This is a genomic window from Candidatus Nitrospira neomarina (assembly GCF_032051675.1).
Taxonomy (GTDB): Bacteria; Nitrospirota; Nitrospiria; order Nitrospirales; family UBA8639; genus Nitrospira_E; species Nitrospira_E neomarina.
The window spans coordinates 3,918,380-3,936,790 of sequence record NZ_CP116968.1 but is presented as its reverse complement, the minus strand read 5'-3'; the positions used below and the strand labels follow the sequence as shown (position 1 = coordinate 3,936,790).

15 protein-coding genes are annotated in these 18,411 nt (G+C 49.5%); 3 read left to right on the top strand and 12 right to left on the bottom strand.

Annotated features, from left to right (window positions below; all coding sequences use genetic code 11):
* Nucleotides 1-15 precede the first annotated feature (15 nt).
* The gene (gene nhaB, locus PQG83_RS16960) at nt 16-1,608 is read left to right on the top strand and encodes a sodium/proton antiporter NhaB (protein WP_312743586.1); all 1,593 of its coding nucleotides are present in this window, start codon (nt 16-18) and stop codon (nt 1,606-1,608) included.
* Nucleotides 1,609-1,748: 140 nt separating this feature from the next.
* On the opposite strand, the gene PQG83_RS16955 is transcribed toward nhaB, so the two are convergent.
* From PQG83_RS16955 to PQG83_RS16905, 11 genes are all read right to left on the bottom strand, one after another.
* Nucleotides 1,749-2,828 (bottom strand): OmpA family protein, encoded by a 1,080-nt coding sequence (locus PQG83_RS16955; protein WP_312743584.1) that lies wholly within the window; start codon nt 2,826-2,828, stop codon nt 1,749-1,751.
* 467 nt (nt 2,829-3,295) lie between these two features.
* Entirely contained in the window at nt 3,296-4,804 is a 1,509-nt protein-coding gene (locus PQG83_RS16950) for a complex I subunit 4 family protein (RefSeq protein WP_312743582.1), read from the bottom strand.
* A gap of 134 nt (nt 4,805-4,938) precedes the next feature.
* The gene (locus PQG83_RS16945; protein ID WP_312743580.1) at nt 4,939-7,116 is read right to left on the bottom strand and encodes an NADH-quinone oxidoreductase subunit 5 family protein; all 2,178 of its coding nucleotides are present in this window, start codon (nt 7,114-7,116) and stop codon (nt 4,939-4,941) included.
* A gap of 28 nt (nt 7,117-7,144) precedes the next feature.
* Nucleotides 7,145-8,614: a complex I subunit 5 family protein gene (locus PQG83_RS16940; RefSeq protein ID WP_312743577.1), complete on the bottom strand. Its 1,470-nt coding sequence runs from the start codon at nt 8,612-8,614 to the stop codon at nt 7,145-7,147.
* Nucleotides 8,611-8,991 (bottom strand): cation:proton antiporter subunit C, encoded by a 381-nt coding sequence (locus tag PQG83_RS16935; RefSeq protein WP_312743574.1) that lies wholly within the window; start codon nt 8,989-8,991, stop codon nt 8,611-8,613. Before PQG83_RS16935 ends, PQG83_RS16940 begins: the two co-directional genes overlap by 4 nt.
* Nucleotides 8,981-9,430: an MnhB domain-containing protein gene (locus PQG83_RS16930; protein WP_312743571.1), complete on the bottom strand. Its 450-nt coding sequence runs from the start codon at nt 9,428-9,430 to the stop codon at nt 8,981-8,983. The genes PQG83_RS16935 and PQG83_RS16930 overlap by 11 nt, the downstream gene beginning before the upstream one ends.
* On the bottom strand, nt 9,427-9,960 hold the full coding sequence (locus PQG83_RS16925) for a DUF4040 domain-containing protein (RefSeq protein WP_312645978.1): 534 nt from the start codon (nt 9,958-9,960) through the stop codon (nt 9,427-9,429). The genes PQG83_RS16930 and PQG83_RS16925 overlap by 4 nt, the downstream gene beginning before the upstream one ends.
* Entirely contained in the window at nt 9,957-10,256 is a 300-nt protein-coding gene (gene mnhG, locus PQG83_RS16920; RefSeq protein WP_312743568.1) for a monovalent cation/H(+) antiporter subunit G, read from the bottom strand. Before mnhG ends, PQG83_RS16925 begins: the two co-directional genes overlap by 4 nt.
* The gene (locus tag PQG83_RS16915; RefSeq protein WP_312743565.1) at nt 10,257-10,523 is read right to left on the bottom strand and encodes an MrpF/PhaF family protein; all 267 of its coding nucleotides are present in this window, start codon (nt 10,521-10,523) and stop codon (nt 10,257-10,259) included.
* The gene (locus PQG83_RS16910) at nt 10,523-11,014 is read right to left on the bottom strand and encodes a Na+/H+ antiporter subunit E (protein WP_312743562.1); all 492 of its coding nucleotides are present in this window, start codon (nt 11,012-11,014) and stop codon (nt 10,523-10,525) included. Before PQG83_RS16910 ends, PQG83_RS16915 begins: the two co-directional genes overlap by 1 nt.
* Before the next feature lie 409 nt (nt 11,015-11,423).
* Nucleotides 11,424-14,450, bottom strand: coding sequence for a DUF2309 domain-containing protein (locus PQG83_RS16905; RefSeq protein WP_312743559.1), 3,027 nt, complete (start codon nt 14,448-14,450; stop codon nt 11,424-11,426).
* Between the two features lie 482 nt (nt 14,451-14,932).
* Between PQG83_RS16905 and PQG83_RS16900 the strand changes: the two genes are divergently transcribed.
* Together PQG83_RS16900 and PQG83_RS16895 are read left to right on the top strand one after the other, a co-directional pair.
* Entirely contained in the window at nt 14,933-15,304 is a 372-nt protein-coding gene (locus tag PQG83_RS16900) for a Na-translocating system protein MpsC family protein (RefSeq protein ID WP_312743557.1), read from the top strand.
* 179 nt (nt 15,305-15,483) lie between these two features.
* A complete protein-coding gene (locus PQG83_RS16895) occupies nt 15,484-16,152 on the top strand; it encodes a hypothetical protein (protein WP_312743554.1) in 669 nt (222 codons plus the stop codon).
* A 342-nt stretch (nt 16,153-16,494) separates the two neighbouring features.
* On the opposite strand, the gene PQG83_RS16890 is transcribed toward PQG83_RS16895, so the two are convergent.
* Entirely contained in the window at nt 16,495-18,072 is a 1,578-nt protein-coding gene (locus PQG83_RS16890) for a di-heme oxidoredictase family protein (protein WP_312743553.1), read from the bottom strand.
* Nucleotides 18,073-18,411: the final 339 nt, after the last annotated feature.

The following is an 18,411-nucleotide window of genomic DNA, read 5'->3' as shown; positions in this document are numbered from 1 at the left end:
GGTTACCCAACTGAAATGAAGACAACAGTCCCTCAAGCGCTCATACAGAATTTTCTGAACCATACCCCAACCTGGTACAAGCTGACCATTCTGGGATTCTTAATCCTCAATCCCATTTTGTTGATGAGCATTGGGTCCTTTTACACCGGATGGATCCTCATCCTGGAGTTTATTTTTACGCTGGCCCTGGCTCTCAAAAGTTATCCGCTACAACCCGGTGGCTTGCTCGCACTTGAAGCCGTCCTATTGGGGATGACGACACCCGCTACGGTCTATCATGAAGCGCTCAATAATTTTCAGGTGATCCTGTTATTGATTTTCATGGTGGCCGGGATCTACTTCATGAAAGATCTGCTCTTATTTCTGTTTACGAAAATTTTATTAGGCGTCCGTTCAAAAATTTTGTTGGGACTCTTGTTTTGCATCATGGGTGCCTTCCTTTCGGCATTTCTCGATGCCTTGACGGTCACGGCGGTGATCATTGCCGTCGCCTTGGGTTTTTATAACATTTACCACCGGGTGGCCTCTGGCAAATCGTCTCAAATCATTCATGATTCGACAAGCGATCATGAAATCGGCTCGCTTCACCGGGAAAATTTAGATAACTTCCGAGGATTTCTCCGAAATTTATTAATGCATGGAGCGGTGGGAACAGCATTGGGGGGAGTCTGTACTCTCGTGGGGGAACCCCAGAATTTATTGATCGCGGACAAGGCGGGCTGGGAATTTGTGGAATTCTTTTTGCGCATGGCCCCTGTGACACTTCCAGTCTTAGTCACGGGATTGTGCACCTGTATGTTTGTTGAAAAAATACGATGGTTTGATTATGGCTTTCAACTCCCGGATCCCGTTCGCCTCATTTTGGTGGAATTCGAAACTGAACAACAGAACCGACGGGATGCCGGGGACACGGCCAAGCTTATTATTCAAGCGATTGCCGGCATTTGGCTGATTGTCGCTTTAGCCTTTCACTTGGCGGAGGTGGGAATCATTGGACTCACGGTGATCGTATTTATTACCGCCTTTAACGGGATTATCGAAGAGCATCAACTTGGAGAGGCGTTTAAGGAAGCGCTTCCTTTCACGGCTCTACTCGTCGTCTTTTTCGCTATTGTGGCGGTCATCCAGGATCAGAATCTGTTTTCCGGCATCATCGGGTATGGATTAAGTTTGCAAGGATCTCATCAAATCGGCATGTTTTATCTGGCCAATGGTGTTCTTTCGGCCATCAGCGACAATGTTTTTGTTGCGACGGTTTACATTCAGGAAGTGCTCCGTGCCTTCCAGGCGGGTACCATTACCCGCGACCAATTTGATCTTTTGGCCGTTGCCATCAATACGGGCACGAATATCCCCAGTGTGGCAACTCCCAACGGACAAGCCGCATTTTTATTTTTATTAACCTCCTCACTGGCTCCGGTTATCCGCTTATCCTATGGGAAAATGGTATGGATGGCACTTCCCTATACGTTGACCATGGCAAGTGTCGGCCTGTTTTCCGTGTATTTTTTCTTGGATCCCGCGACAGCCTATTTATACGAGACCGGACTCATCCAACACCATAGCTTGGGCAGCTCGGGCAATCCCACAGAACCGCCGGCACATTAATGATTCGAGAGGTTAGATAATAGGATAGGGAAAAGAAACAGCGTCTCTGCAGCAAGGTTGACCCATGGCTCGATACAAGAGAGGAGGAAATGATAAATCATTTCTGAAGCCAGATTGGTTGTTGTAGCCGTCGCCTTTTATTACTGGGCGAGTGTCGCCACAGTTTCATTGCCCTGAATCACTCGTTCCGGATAGAGGACAATTTCCACACGACGATTTTGAGCTCTTCCCTCTTCGGTCTCATTCGTCATCACCGGTCGCATATCGGCATAGCCCGTCGCTGAAAATTGTTTTGGATCCATTCCGGTTTGTTCAATCAGATACCGTAACACTGTCGTGGCGCGTGCGGTTGAAAGTTCCCAATTAGTGGGATACTGTTTTTGTAGTTGTCCATAGATGCGGTGATTGTCCGTGTGGCCTTCAACTTGAATATTTTTCCCCGGCACGGTCGCTAACACCTGGCCCACCTGCTTCATAATCCTGAGGCCCAGAGGGGTCAAGTCTGCTTCACCGGATTCAAACAAAACTTGTCCCAGCATGGTCAGGACTAATCGATCATGGTGTTGTGTCACCACCAGACTGTTGCCAAATTTGTCCTCAAGCGCCTTGGTAATACGATCAATCTCCTCTCCGACTGTGAGTACTTCATATTTGACTTTCTCCAGTTGCGCTTCCTGAGCCTCCCGAGCTTTTCGGACCAATTCCAATTCATGTTTTAAACGTTCCACTTCTTTAAGCCGGGCCTCCAGCGCGGAAAGTTCTTTTTCCAACTGACCATTCTGTTCACGAAGGTGGGACATCTGGCTGATTTGCCCGTCTAAACCCGACCTGACCTTTGTGAGCGCGGCTGCCAAATCATGAAAATCCAGCGGCTCTCCTCCAAAAAGAGGATCGGTCAAAGAACCGCCTCCTTCCGAGTTTACGAGTTTTCGGATTTGCGTATACAACGCTTCCACTTCTTGTTGGACCGCGGCTAATTGTTCTTCCTTCATTTGATCTTGCACTTCAACGGTATGCTCAAGGGCCGTCTTCGTATCTTGGAGTTGCAGGACTTCAGTTTGCTTTTCTTCAACAGCCTGCTGCAAGCGTTCAAGTTCCGCTATCGTGGACTCATGATTTTTTTCGTATTCTTGGAGGGCACGTTCATGTGATTGTTGACTCACACACCCTACCACCACCGTACATGCCACTACCAAAAGTAAAGTGTTTCCCAGTTTCATAGTGCCTGCTCCTTCACGTTTACCGCCTCTCCTCACCCCAGGTTCTCTCCTATCAATGACACCTGAGCATTCAAGACTGATTGGTAAATTTGGGCCTATATGACTTCAATCTTCTCATCTGGGTGCCATGGCCAACCTTAGTAACCGGAAGGCGTTCGCCACCAGAGAGAGTAGTGAAAATTATTCTCGGCATTCTGGATAGGACACTTGAGAAAACCTGCAGGAACAAGGAAGAAGCTGCTCAAAGAGGTCAGAATGACCTGTCAATATTCCCAAAGAGCACCACCGACACTGTTTCAATTCGCAGGGAATCAATGCGGAAAGATGAAGAGAGAAAATGTTGGCGCGGAGGGGTATTGGGAATGAGAGAAGTTTGATCGTTATCTCTCGTGCACACTCACCGAGAGCTGTCCAAGCCATAGCTCATGAGAAACTATCGTCTTTGTCGCGATTGCCGGCTTCGTCCTTCACCGAAGGGACACCTCGTGGATCATCCCCAGCTGGTACTGCGCCATATGCTGAGTCAGGTGCGTGACGCTCGAATCCATCATTTCCATAAGTGGTGACGGGTACAAGCCGATCCCCAAAATTAAAACCGCAAGAGGAATCACCGTGACCAACTCCCGCATATTCAGATCCGGTAGTTGTGCAATGGTCGAATTTTTTGGTTGACCCAATACCACCCGTTGGAGCATCCAGAGCATATACGCCGCCGCAAGAACAATGCCCCCCATGGACAACAACACCATGACATAGCTTTCAAAAGACGTTCCGACCAAGACCAAAAATTCTCCAATAAAATTGCATGTACCAGGAAGTCCGAAGGATGCCACTGAAAACAAACAAAAAAGTGCTACAAACCGGGGCATCGATTTTTGCAATCCTCCGTAATCCTGAATCGACCGGCTATGGGTCCGGTCATACAATTGACCGACAGCCAAAAAGAGGGCTCCTGTGGTAATTCCATGGTTCACCATCTGCAAGATGGCTCCTTGAATACCATGGTTATTGAACACGAAAATTCCCAATGTCACGAATCCCATATGCGAAATGGACGAATACGCCACTAGCTTTTTCAGGTCCGACTGGGCCAAGGCCATATACCCCCCATACACAATAGCCGCCACGGATAACCACAAGATAAACGGGGCAAAGGTCACTGAGGCTTCAGGAAACATGGGGAGACAAAATCGTAAAAATCCATATCCACCCATTTTCAAAAGCACCCCAGCCAGCAGGACGCTTCCAGCGGTGGGAGCTTCGGAATGGGCATCCGGTAGCCATGTATGAAACGGCAGCATGGGTAATTTAATGGCAAAGGCCAGGAAAAACGCCAAAAATATCCAAAACTGGGCGTCGGGGGAATAGGTGTTCTCCGCCAATGCTAAAATATCAAATGTCCGCCCCCCTTCCACGTACAATCCGAGTATCGCCAAGAGTAAGATCAGGCTGCCTGACAAACTGTACAGAACGAATTTGATGCCGGCTGCTATACGTTGGGGGCCACCCCACAGAATGATCATAAAATACATAGGAATCATCGTGACTTCCCACAACATGAAAAACAAAAACAGGTCCAAAGCGGTAAACACCACAATCATGGCCCCTTCGACCAACAGAATCATGGCCATGAAGGAGCGTACACGAGTGGTAATTGACTTCCATGAGCACAGGACGCAAAAGGGACAGAGCAGAGTCGTAAGTAAAACCAGAAGAAGACTAATACCATCCACTCCGACAGCATATTGAATGTTAAAGGTCGGCATCCATGCCATCCGCTCCACGAACTGCATGCCTTGAGTGGAAAAATCAAATTCTCTCAGCAGCACAAGTGCCAGAACAGCGTCACCCAGCGTACACCCCAGAGCCACGCGCCGAATCCATTCCTGATCCTGAATACACGCAATGATCCCAATGCCCAAAAACGGCATCGCAATCATGATACTCAAAAGATGTTCAGTGAAGATGGTATTCATAGTCTCCCCTTCATGACATGCCGGTCATGGTACATCCAGGACATGAAAGACGCCCTCTCGTGTTTCACACACTCCGAGTGTGAATTGCCGTTCGTGTTCGTTACCCATGAATCACTGACAAGCTATCTGCGGAATCACACGACAAACCAAAACAACAACCCAATCCCCACAATCAGCCAGAAAATCATGACCAGTAAATGGTGCTGTAACGTGCGAGGTTCTAGTTCCTGCACCATATTCCCTGTGCTCGCGGCTTGATTCCCGGCACGGACCACATTCTTGTCGAGAACCTTGATCTCGATTCTTTTCCATAGCCAGTTGGCGATACCTAGGCTCCGTTGGCCGATACCCACGACGACCCGATCGACACCGCGAAGGTCCACCACCCGCCAGAGCCAACCGGCTATCCCGACGCTATTCCGCCCCAAACCTACGACCAGCCCGTCAATGCCCCGAAGGTCCACCACACGCCACATCCACTTCGCCGCCAACACCGACACATTTGCGATTCCCATGATCAGGGCGTCAAACACATTCCGGTCGACAACCCGCCAGAGCCATCGGGCCAACCGGAGAGTGGGGACCACAACATACGCCTCATATATTTCATCGAAATACAATTTATTCAGAAAGTGGACGTACCATCGCTTGCTCATTTCCGATTGTTGGAACCAGGAACCCGAAAATTTTGTCACGGAAAAGTACCCAACCGCGATACCGAGTGCAGCCACAGCAAATGCCATAAGAAGTTGTAAGCCCGTCTCACTCGAAGTTTCCTTTGGAATCTGAGCCATCCGATGTCCCACGACAGGGGACAGAAATCCCGAAAACCAACTCCACAAGACCAGCAACAGGCTTCCAAAAATTCCCATGACAGCCAAAATTCCCAGTACATGGATGGGGGAAAAGAAGCGAGCCTGGATGGCCTGTCTCCCCATTTCACTTCCATAACCTATCGAATGGGGTTGACCAAACAAGACCAGGACACCACGCATGACATACATGGCAGAAAAAAATACCGTTAGAAATCCCAAAATCCAGAATGTCCATTGGGCGGAGGATCCCGGTTGAATCATCCATAATTGCTCATAGGGCCCGAAAAAGATGAGGAACGGCGGAAGACAGGCCAACAGCAAAGCGCCTAACACTAAGGGCCCCATAGAACGCATTGATGACCCATGAGGAACATGCAACGAAGACGCATTTCCATGGGAACCAACGGAACGAAGTGCATTTCCCGTCGATAGAAATAAAAATCCTTTCAAACATCCATGGGCCAGCATATGAAAAATAGAGATAACAAAGGCTCCGACTCCGCAGGTCATGATCATGAAACCGATTTGACCAATGGTGGAAAACGCCAGCATGCGCTTAATATCCACCTGAGTCAGGGAAACAAGGGTTGCAAACAGTGCGGTCACCCCTCCGATCAATGCAATGACGGTCATGGCTTCTGGCGAAAGCATCACGAGGGGACTCATGCGCACCAACAAAAATGGGCCGGCATTCACCATGGTCGCGGCGTGAATCAATGCGGAAACAGGGGTGGGCGCCTCCATGGCAAAGGGGAGCCAGACATGGAACGGCACCTGTGCGGACTTTCCCATGGCTCCCAAGAAAAGAAAAAGTGTAATGAGCGTGAGAATATGAACGGGCACGTCCAGCCCTAGCCAGCCGAACAGGTTGACGGTATTTCCCTGTATGGATGAAGCTTCCCCTAAAATCGTCGGAATATCCAGTGTTCCAAAAGTGGAATAGGTCAGAATAACTCCAAATCCTAAGCCCACATCGGCGACCGAATTTACAAGAAAGGCCTTGGTCGCCGCCTGAGCCGATGATTGCCGCTCCCCCCAATGAGAAATTAACAAGTAAGAACAAATTCCCATTATCTCCCAGGACACAAATAGCATGAGCAGATTATTGCTCATAACCAGCAAGATCATCGAAAACGTAAATAGCGCGATGACCGCAAAGAAACGGTTATACCGGGGATCACCGATCATATAACGTGACGCATACACATGCACCACGCTGCTCACACCAGTCACCAAGAGCAGAAGCAAGACCGTGAGCTGGTCGACGTAGAGACCCAAATCTACAACCAGGTCTCCCGATTTGAACAGCCGGTAGAGTGGAATGGAGAAAGCCCCGTCTGATGCCACTCGAGCAAACGCGACGGCGGAGAAAGCAAAGGAGAGCGCCATCGCAGGAATGCCGATCCTATGACCTTGCTCTCCAAGCCAGGGTTTCCCCAGCACGAGAACCAGAACAGCCATCAGAGGAAGGAGGGGAATGAGAATGAGGAATGTCATATTAGGAGGTCACCAACGCCCGATCCTGCTAAAGCCCTGGTGGAACCGCATTCTTGAGCAGAAAGCTGACAATATGATCGCTGACCAGCCCCAGAACAATGACCGCCACTGACGTGGCGCCGAGACCAATTTTCACCGCCAACGGAATCTCACGTATGAGAGGAGGCTGCTGGGCGGAGCGGTCCCGAAATACCCGTTCAAATAATTTCACGAAGTAGGCCAGAGTTAACAGAGTCGCAATCAGCACCGCGACAATGGCAAGGTAATTTTTCGCTTCCACCGCCCCAAGAATGATATACCACTTTCCAAAAAACCCCCCGGTTGGAGGAATCCCGATCATCGACAGGGCTATGACGACCAGAGCCACCGACATCCATCCCGCTCCTCCCTGCAGTCGTCCAAGATCCTCAATAGTGCGAACCCCGTACAAATGAATGATTGCCCCCGCCCAAAAAAACAATCCCGCTTGCATCACGGCATCATTCAAGAGATAAAATACTCCTCCGACAAAACCGGTTTGATTTCCGAGACTAATCCCCACCAGAATCAATCCGATATGCGAAAGCCCTCCATACGCAAACATGCGTTTGATTTCTACTTGGGAGAGAGCCAGGAATGCGCCAACCAGAGCTGCAAGAGCACCCAACACTCCCACCAAAAACAGGATAGGGATCTGGTAGACCACCGCCTGGGCGCCAAGGACCCAAAACATAATGCGAATCCATCCATACAGCGCGACCTTCGTCACCAAAGATGCCAGCATCGGTGACACTCTATCTGGCGCATACGTATACGCATCCGGCAACCACCCGTGGAGCGGTACCAATGCCATCTTGATGCCCAACCCAATGAACATGAATAACACACCAACGGCAAGGGCCTTGGATGTCACCAAAGGGGGCACCCGCTGAGCCAGATCTGCCATATTGAGCGTACCCGTCTCTGCGTATAAATACCCCACTCCCAGAAGATACAAAGAGGCTCCGAAGGTCCCTAAAATTAAATACCGGAATCCGGCCATAAGCGCCTTCCCGCCGGCCAACCCGACCAAGGCATACGCACACAGGGCGGATACTTCTAAGAACACGAAAAGATTGAAGAGATCCGCGGCAAACACCATGCCGATCAGGCTGGCCATCAATAATAAGACCAGGGTATAAAACGGGACAATCCGACTTCCAAGGTAAGGAAACAAGACTGAACTGAGGAAGGTGATACACACCAATCCAACCAGACTCAAAGCCACGGTCATGACGCTGGCCAAACCGTCCCCCACCCACTCAATCCCGACCGGAGCGGCCCATCCCCCAAAGTCATAATGAATGGTCCCGTTTTGAAGAACTCCTACCAGATTAGCGAAGGAAACCGGGACCATCGCAGCCAGCACACCAATCGATAATGGCCGACACCACTCCCGATGCTTGATCCCGATCAATGGTAAACAAATGGCCAAACCGAGAGGTAAGAGGAAAAGGATTGCGGGAAGATGACGCGTCATTCCAGCCTTTTGAGAATTTCTTCTTCGTCCAGGCTGCCGTATTTTTTATAAATGGCATCGGCCAGCGCCAACGAGACTCCCAGGGTGGCAACACCCACCACAATCGCCGTCAATGTCAGCACATGAGGGAGGGGATTCGCATAGACTTCCGGTTGCACGATCTCGGTCGTGGAGAGCAAAATGGGCACCGTGGCGCCTTTCTTGGCACTTGTGGTGACCAGGAAAAAAATCACACTCGTTTGCATGAGATACATCCCGATGAGTTTTTTCACCAGATTGTAACGGGTCACCATAATATAGATGCCCCACAGAAACAGCAGGACAAAGGCAATGTAGTTGGGGCGCTGCAGCCACCCCCCGATCATCTCAAACATCATATTCCTGCTCGGTATCGTGGTAGGCCAAGCTGAGAACGATAGAAATCCCTGTCACCGCAACATCCACGGCCACGCCGATTTGTGCCAGCAAAATCCCTGTATACCGACGGGCGGGAGCATCTAAACCCGGAATTTCCAAATTGGCATAGTTCAGAAACTCCCCACCTCCGATAAGACATAAGCCACCTACTCCCACAAAAATAATCAATCCGATCCCATCGCCATGCAAGACCCTTTCCACCAAACGTCCCTGGGGTGACTTCAGCCCGAACACCAAAAAAGTCAGGATCATACTGGTGGTCCAAATGACGCCGGCTACAAATCCTCCTCCAGGACCGTACTGGCCGAAGAACAAGACGTACAACGCAAACAACTGGGCCAGAGGGATAAGCAAGCGACTCATGGTCTGAACAATGATGCTGTCATGGATCTGTTTCATGAGCCTGGCTCCCGTAATAACAAGGCACAGGCAATGCCGGCCGTAAATATCACCACGGTTTCTATCAACGTATCAAATGCCCGATAGTCCATCAGCACCGAGGTGACCACATTCGGCGTGAGCGTGTCTGCATAGCTATTCTGTAAGTACACAGGAGAAATGTGCACGTTGGGCGGAGAGGTAGGGTCGCCAAACTGAGGAAGATCATTCGCCGCTAATAGCAACAGCAGGCCCAGCAAGGGCAGTCCGAGGACTCCCGCTAGAGGAGGAGGGGGACGACGAAGGCGGCTATCCTTGGGAGCGGTATCAAACAACGTGATAAGGAACAACACGGTACCCAACCCGGCGCCAATAACGGCTTCGACAAATGCCACATCCACCGCCCCTAACCAAGCCCAAACCAGGGACAGAAAAAAACTATACGACCCGAGGATAAACACTGAACTCATCAATTCCTTAACCAAAAATGTGGCGCTGGCCGCGGTCAGGACCAGAAGTAACAGCAAGGCAATATTCACGGAATACATCATTGGTCTTCCTCCGTCTGAGGTTTGAGGCCAGACCGATAGGCCGCTCGAATCGTGGCATGAGCAATGACCGGATTCAACAGGATGAGCAAGACCAGGACGACCAGTATCTTCAACATATGGATCCCGAAACCCTGGTACAAAGCAAGGCCCGCGAGAACACAAATCGCGCCTAGGGAATCAGTCAGGGAGACCGCATGGGATCGCGAAAACACATCAGGGAGGCGTATGGTGCCAATGGCGGCCACCACCAGGAAAAATACCCCCGCCAGAATTAACCCGATGGCAATAACGACCATTTAGGGTGCTCCTCGTTGCTCGAGAAATTTGGCAATGGCAAACGCTCCCACCAGGTTCAGAAGCGCGTACCCCGTGGAGATGTCCACAAACATCTCCACACGGCCATAGACTGTTCCGATGACGACGCCCAGAATGATGGCTTTGGTCGATATTCCCGCCAATCCTAATACCCGATCAAACACCGTCGGACCCTGGATCACCCGGTACAAATACACGAGGATCAGAAATGACAACGTCATTAATAAAAACAGAAAAAAATCAATCATCACAAATTTGTGTCTTCCTGAAAGACCCGGGCAATTCTGCGCTCCATCCGGCCGGTGGTAAGATCTTTCCCTGCTGCCTCATCTATGGCATGCACGAGAAAAGTATTGTCGTTAATTTCAACGGTAATGGTCCCGGGCGTGAGGGTTACAGAATTCCCAAGCACAACGATCGCGCCCGGATGTTTTAATTGAGATCGATAGGTGATTAGTCTGGGCTTAATGGGTAACGAGGGATTGAGAATGAGTTTCGTCAAATGCAGACTACTCTCCACAATCCGTAAAAAAAGCCACGGGCCGTACAGCACCATCCGGCCCCATGGGAATTGCTGAAAGGGAGAATGAGGGAACCCCGTATTTAACCAGGCGACTCCACAAGAGGCCGTGAATCCGAGAACGAGGTGAAAATTATCGTACCTCCCTGATAACACAAGCCAGCCACAAAATAAGGCCAAGGTGTTCGCGATAAACTGTTTGGTGAAGGAAGATTTCATCTTATATCATCTTCGGATCAAAACCTGAACGGCTCGAATTAACGAACCCGATAAAGTATAAAAAAAGCCAACCAAATGTTTTTCGAATGAGGTGTTCAAAAAACCTGGTTGGCTTGTACTGTCTCCAGCCAATTGGAAATAACCAAATGCCGGAAACCCTACTGCCATGATGAATGATATTTCGGCAAACCGGATGCTCCCACCCTCCCGACTCAGCCTGCGCCAAATAAAAAAAGGGGCTTCATCCTTTTGAACAATCTGCAAGCCTCCGACCTTATACCAGGCACCCTCTTCCATCCACAACTTCGAATCAAAAGGAATACTCATCCCACGTTGGAGATGATAGGAGATTCGATCAGGAATTCAAAGCCCCGCAGACGTCAAAAAGTCGTTCATTCTTCTCGTGAAATCATATGTTCATCGGGACCGGTTCCCAGGTTAAGTCTGAGAGATACCGTGAAAAGCTGTTGGAGTCCGGATCAAACGCGATGACATGCATCCATTGGTTATGGAAAACATGCTGAAGCACCGCGTGCTTCTGAATGATAGACCGTATTCGATCCGGCGGCGCCTCAATGATGGCCAATAAGCGCATGGGCTCATGATAGTGCCGCTCCCCATCGTTTACCGATTGGAGAGGAAGACCTTTTTGCAGGTCACTTTGACTTCCTAGCATCACACCGACTCCGGCAACCATATTGTGAATGACCTTGCTCCCACCCCCGTAGGCCCAAGGATCCACCGACGAAAAGTAATATGTTAAGTTAATCAATTCGCCCACGATGAGCGGTGCGGTCATGATTTTTTCAAGAAGACTCCCATCCGGATCCGGGACAGGGTCGTAAGAATGCAAAAAGACTCTCCCGTCCAAATCCAGACCTTTGGTAAGTGCCCGCCTTCCAATCAAAAATGCGGCATTCCCTGACAATCCCCATTCAGGACGCGAATTAGCCCAATCCATGCTCCGCTGCCTGACATGCTTGAATGCGTCACTGGGAGAAACCCCGGTGGGAGCCCCTGGAATGCGCTGGCATCGTTCCAATGCCTGGTGTGTGCCAGCCTGCTCCAAGTCCCTCACCAACAGTGCTAAATCTTTTACATGAGTAGCAGGAACATCGACCAGGTCATACATCGTCACTCGATCTGTGGTCGTGTTGTGTTTGGCGGGGAGAAACCAGGTGTCTTCTGGGATGACCAGACCATGATCGCTCAAAATTTTCCGGATCTCCGGATTATTGGCCATGGCTGCAAAAACACGGGCATTCGGGTCACCATGACTGCCTCCACATGCGCCACAATCCAGCGCCGCATAATAAGGGTTGTTTTCGGACAGGCTCCCATGACCGCAGATCATCACAAACCGGCCAAAGTTTTTCGTGAGCCCGATCACTCGCAATCCCCCCTCCACAAAGGCCGCTTGCTCCAATGGGGTGAAACCTAGTGCCAGCGCTCCCGACCGTGGATGTCCCTGCTCGTTTTCACGTGAAGGCTCAAGGGGAATGTGCGTGGCAACGGTGCCCCCCAACCACTGCTGCAACCACTGCTTGACGGCATCGAAGGATGTTCGAAACAGCGTTTTTCCTACCAATCCGACGCTGAAAAACATTCCTAGCACATCAATCAACATAAAAGAAGCAAATGGATTGTGTTTCAAATCATGGAAGAGATGATGACTGAGTTGATGCCACCTCGTTCCCGAGAGGTAGTCCTTCACCCGATCATTCTGCCCGACTCGAGGCACTTCGGTCACTTCCGCATTTGGTGTCAACAAAATCGGACACAAAGCCAAGTGGTCGTGGCTATCAAATGCCACATGACTCATGGGCACGCCAAAAAATCCCGCATACCCAAATGTTTCATACGCCCCCTGAGCTTCAAGATGACGCCGAAACGACTCCGAGCGAGCATCGATACAAAAGATCCCTTGTGCCCGCGGCCGCTCATGGTTAACGGGTGTTTTCCCTTGATGTCCGCTGATGTTTCTCAGCAAATACTCCCGGTAGACGTCCTCATAGGCTTCAAGCCATACCGGTCCATGTGCAGATTGGGGGAAGAGGTCCAGCCACTCCAGTAAGGTTGACATATCGCTGTACGACAAGTCATGGACCTCCATTGGGGTCAATTCCAAAAACTGAGCCACATGAAAAAGTCGCCATGCTTGATGACACACCGCATGATTATTAGGGTCGGTGTCATGAGAAGGAGGAAGGTTCAACGCCTGTTCACGCTCACGGTGTTCGTTCCAATAAGCGAGGAGTGCGGGTAATGTCCCCATGATGCCCCATTCCCGTTGGCAAAGTCCCTCTACCATTCCAGATTCATAAAAAAGGCGGACGGCCAGATATTGCAGTGGATCAATGGGATAGTGTTGTTGAGCAGGATACCCGGTATGATCACTACGCCATCGGATAAATCCTGCCCAACCCGGCAATTGAGCCAGATGCCGTGAGAGATAGCGTTGCCAGCGTTCCTTTGGAATTTTGAGATCTTCCAGATGTTTGCACAACATTTCCTCCGGTGCTTCGGACAGTTCATCGAATTTTTGTTGAAGATCTGGAATACCGAGGAATCTGCCTGAGAGATCCCCTTCGGCTAATTCTCTCCATGCAGCGTAAAACCCCTTGTCTCTTGAAGGCATACTCCAGCCCGCGACACCTTCGTCGACAAATGCCCCAATCCATTTGATCATGTGGGTATTGATGGTCTCAACCAGCACGCTACCCGTCTCACGATCCAGCCAATCACCCAGCGTCTTGTCTATAGGTACATCAACCGGGACGAGTGCAGTCTCACGCTCTGATGCATTAGCGCTCCGGCTGGAATCAGGTGCATGGAATGAAGACAGACCCGACACAGGGTCAGATAACTGGCACGCCGCCAACGAACTTTTCCAGAGGTTATGCAGATAGGCGGATTCCGGATCATGGCGGCACTTCTCGCATTCCCGAATCGTTCGGTCAATAATGGAGGAACGAGACTCCTCCGGAAGATCGGATCGAAATCGTGTGGTCAGACCCTCTAATTCCAGGGTCCACGTCATGAGCACAGCAGGTAAGATTTCAATCCCATATGCGGCATGAATGCGCCAGACATCGTGGACATGTATGGTGCGTGCTCCAACTCGAATGGTATCCCGTGAAGGTAATGGGGGACCTACCCGCCGAAGTGCCCGTTCAAGCGCCGGCAGAGTAATCCGACCTTGATAAAAGAATTGGCGATACTCTTCAACAGGCAGAAATCCCTTGGCGCCCAGCAACTGATTCGCTTCCTCAATCGCATGGGCAAATGGTAGATGCTCGAGGTCCCGAATGGGATTGTAATAGGCAAAGGTTTTCATCGGCCAATATGGCCCGATGGGCTGACACGCCTCATTAACGATTTCTCGCAGCCATTTCCAATTCGTCACCGTTGAACGATCTTGGTCAAGGCTGTTCATTGCCCCCTTTACACCATTTAAGTGCACGGACATCTCATAGCGTCAAATAAGGTTAAAAGAAATCCTTTGTGCTCTTAACTGGTTAAAATACCGGGAATCAGGGTGAAATGGCAGAGGGGAAAGCCTGACAAGACCATGCACCCAACTCATTCTATTTACAATAAAAAAGCCAACCGATGGGCGTCTCCTCTTCTGAGCTTCAGGAGATCACTCGGTTGGCTTATTCTATCGCGTACCTCAAGCCCACGCTGAATGAGGCAAGCGATCCGACAAATCCGTTCTACGATCAAGGTCAAAACCAACACATTTACCCCCTCCTCAGGCATTCGAGGAGAAGCCCAATCTCTTCTTGACCTCACATGAACAATACGCTTATATCAGGGGGATAGGTTGCTCCTCAAGTTCCTGAGATTCTTTCCTACGGGATTGTGATAGATCGATAGTGAATGGGCAAGAATCGTCTTGCCGGAAAGCATTACTCTATGAAACCCCTCTTCACACGAGGTGAAATGGAATCGGCGATCCGAAATGCCATCATTAAATTTGAACAGGAATTCATGGGACGTGGACCCACCGATGTTCGAGCCAGCATTCTACGCGACACCATCCTCATTCGGCTCAAAGGCGTTCTTACGCCAGCCGAACGCCAACTGGCTAAGAGTGAAGAAGGCATTGGAATGGTCAAACAAATGCGCCAAAATCTCATCTCACAAGGAAGAGAGCAACTGTGCCGTGAAATCCTGGAGATCACCGGTGTGGAGACAACTGCCCTATTTACGGATATCGATACCCGGATAGAAGAACGCATCATCGTCCTGACTTTAGATCGTGATTTGGAAGCGACATTCCGGTAAAAGTGCTCTATTTGGGACATCTACCACCTCACAGATACCCGTAAATACCCGAGCGGTGAGACCGTCCGCGAATTCTCATGTACCGGCTTTTTATTGCCTTTGTTCTCCATTTCCCGGCTTTTTGGATGGACAGAAAATTTGAGTCTTGACTTCCGGTGGATTTGCCTTATCTTAGAAGTATGAAAACACAACGTGTTTTATCTCACGATGAGAAAAAAGCTTCTGAGGCGGCCTTTCGGGGATTGCCGATGAATGATTCGTGGACGGATTCTGCCAAAGCTGTCTATGAAGGTCTTCTCCAAGCATTAGGAAAGACACCTTTGAACAATCTTAATCCTTTAGAAAAAGAACACACCCAGTCTCCGGAAAGATCGGATCTTTTGACTTCCGATATCTCTGAACCGTCCCAATCGGCTCTTTCACTTAGTTCTGGGGATATTCCTGCTGAATTTGAATCACTCCCGATCCGATCCCGAAAAGAAGCCATTGAATCCGGAATACTTAAAGATGTCACACCAATCGCACAAAGCGTGGGGCTGGATTTCTGCGTGGGCATGACCAACCCGCTCTGGGATCAATACATCACTCCTTCCCCGGATTATAACGAAGAACTTATTCAAACCCGTCTACGTGATACCCTCGTGGCTGTCCGTCTCAGGTTGGCCATCTTAAAAACGCCCACTCCGCTGGTGGATGTTCCTATCTTGTTACAATTTCCTCCTGAACCCACCCCTCAGCTCTGCCTCACCTTTGCGCTATTTCACAAGGATCCGGTTGATGGCGATTGCCTTCTTCTGATTCATCCAGGCGAGGTCTTCGCAACCCGTCAAGCATTTGAGAACAATTAACTCGCTCACCTGCTATACCTCAGGACATTCTTGTCGGGAAGCATAATCTTCTCCAGTTTCCACTCTCATTCCGATCGTGATTGCTGCAGGCCGATATGGCTCAAAAATAGACTTTCAACATTGTTTTGGATGGCCTAACAATCAGAGCTGAGTCGAAAAGCAAGGGGAATGAGAACCAAGGAATATGAAAACCCTGTAGTTTGTTTTTCCTGCTTGTTTCACCGCACAAAAATTATAAAAAGGCAATGGGGAACATCTCCCATCGCAAGAAAGGGTTCACGCCCGTGAGCTCTGAGCTCATGGGCGTGATTCCATGAAGCAGATGAGACCCAAAAAGTCCCTTTATTCCAAATCTCTGGGATTATTAAATAATACAGGCAAATTAATATTGCCATGGCCGTACTGGGGGAAATTCGGGGCCTGAGAATCTCCAGGATTCAAGTTGGAAGCCGTATCGTCCGGCGGAAACAAGACCAAGGTCTGTAAAAAATCAATAACTTGCCCTTGCTGCTCCTCTGATAACCTTGCAAAGCGATTTCGGGAATTTTTCGCCTCTCCTCCATGTCGCATTATTGCCGACCATAGATCGATACTCCGCCCGTCATGCCCGTAAGGAGCAGTCGAACCCACTCCCCAGAGTGGTTCGGTCATAAATTCCTTGGTCAAGGAACCATCAAAATTGCGTTCCCAATAGGTTGAGCCCAAGTCATGCCGTTTGAAATCCGCATACATATTCTTGACGACAAACCGCTTCCCGTTGGGTTTTTTTACCGACGGCGCCCCTGAACCGCGGACTTCTTGGAACAGAGGAGTGGCCACAGCAAACAGGTCATTAAATATCCCTTTCTTTTCGTCATACGAAGTTTCCACATCAGCCACCCGTCGATCTCTCTCAATGACCAAATTTTGGATATGACAACGGGTGCATTCAATGTCTTGAAAAAGTTTCTGTCCTCTTTGACTATCTCTCGTCTCACGCCCAATGGCGGGTTTAAAATAATTCAACAAATAAAACTCAAGATGGTCCACCACACTTACAGGAATTTCATTGGCGACCCCATCTCGATCCGGATCATCACTTTCACTGGAAGCCGGAGGAGCTTCGATAGTATCGGTCTTTCCATTTAACACCATTCCCGATGGCGTCACCACTTTCTCACCGCCAGCAGCCTTTGCTAGATCAGGATCAAAAGCTTCCATACCCATTTCCCCATTTAATGCCCCCACCACAAATTCTCTGATGGAAATCGTGCCCCCGTGATGAAAAAATGGCCGGACCCGAAGATCCGCATCGACGCCTTCTAATCGTGATGGATCCACCGAACCGTCAGGATTGACTCGGATTTTTCCATAGGAAATACCTTTACTCTTCAATGAGACCTCCACCGAAACTCGTCCACCCTTGGCTTTGGCAATGGCCTGATCTCTGGTTTGTCGAAGATCTTGGGTAATTTCATCGGCAAGCATTTCGATAATCCCTAACCCGGATAAATGCGGGGCATCCCGGCTATCCGGACGGGTAAACACGTCTCCACCAAACCCCGCCGAGCTACGTGGACGTCCGTGACAGGCCGCACAACTATCGGCTAAACCTGCACCCAGCGAGTTATCAGCGCTAATATCTCCAAACCCGTCACCATTGCGTGGGCCCATCCCTTGAGATATGGTGAACTTTCGTTGAAAGAGATTTCGACCACGACGAATGGAGCGGAACGGATCCCGGTTAATGATGTATAGCGAGAAATCGGGAGTATTGATATTTCCCCGGCCGGCCCCAATTTGCTGCTCTAAAGATTTCTTAATCCCTGCCAGCTCAGTATTAGGATGTTGAAAGATATCGGTTTCCTGTGCCTGGGCTCCAGGTAAATCTGTTATAAACGACATCGTGGCCAGCACTAGGCACAAAAAGAACGTGGACATACTACTCCTCTCATACCGTCGCATAAAAAATCTCGCTTTCCTGGGGGAAAACAGTTGAAATTACTGAGGGGGAGTCAGATTTTTCTGACAAAAGCAGTTGAAATTACTGAGGGGGAATCAAACTTCACTCCTCATGCAGAATAATTCTTCGATCATTAAACATAACTTTGGACAAAAAAGACTTTAGAATTTATTTTTTGTACAAGTGGAAAACCCGAGCAATTTCAATACCAGAAGAGGGAAGGGCAAAAATACAGGCACTTTTTCCTTTGGATTTTAGATAATGAAATGCCAATCTAAGAATATTCTGTATGGTTCACCCTTCGGTTTGTATTCGTC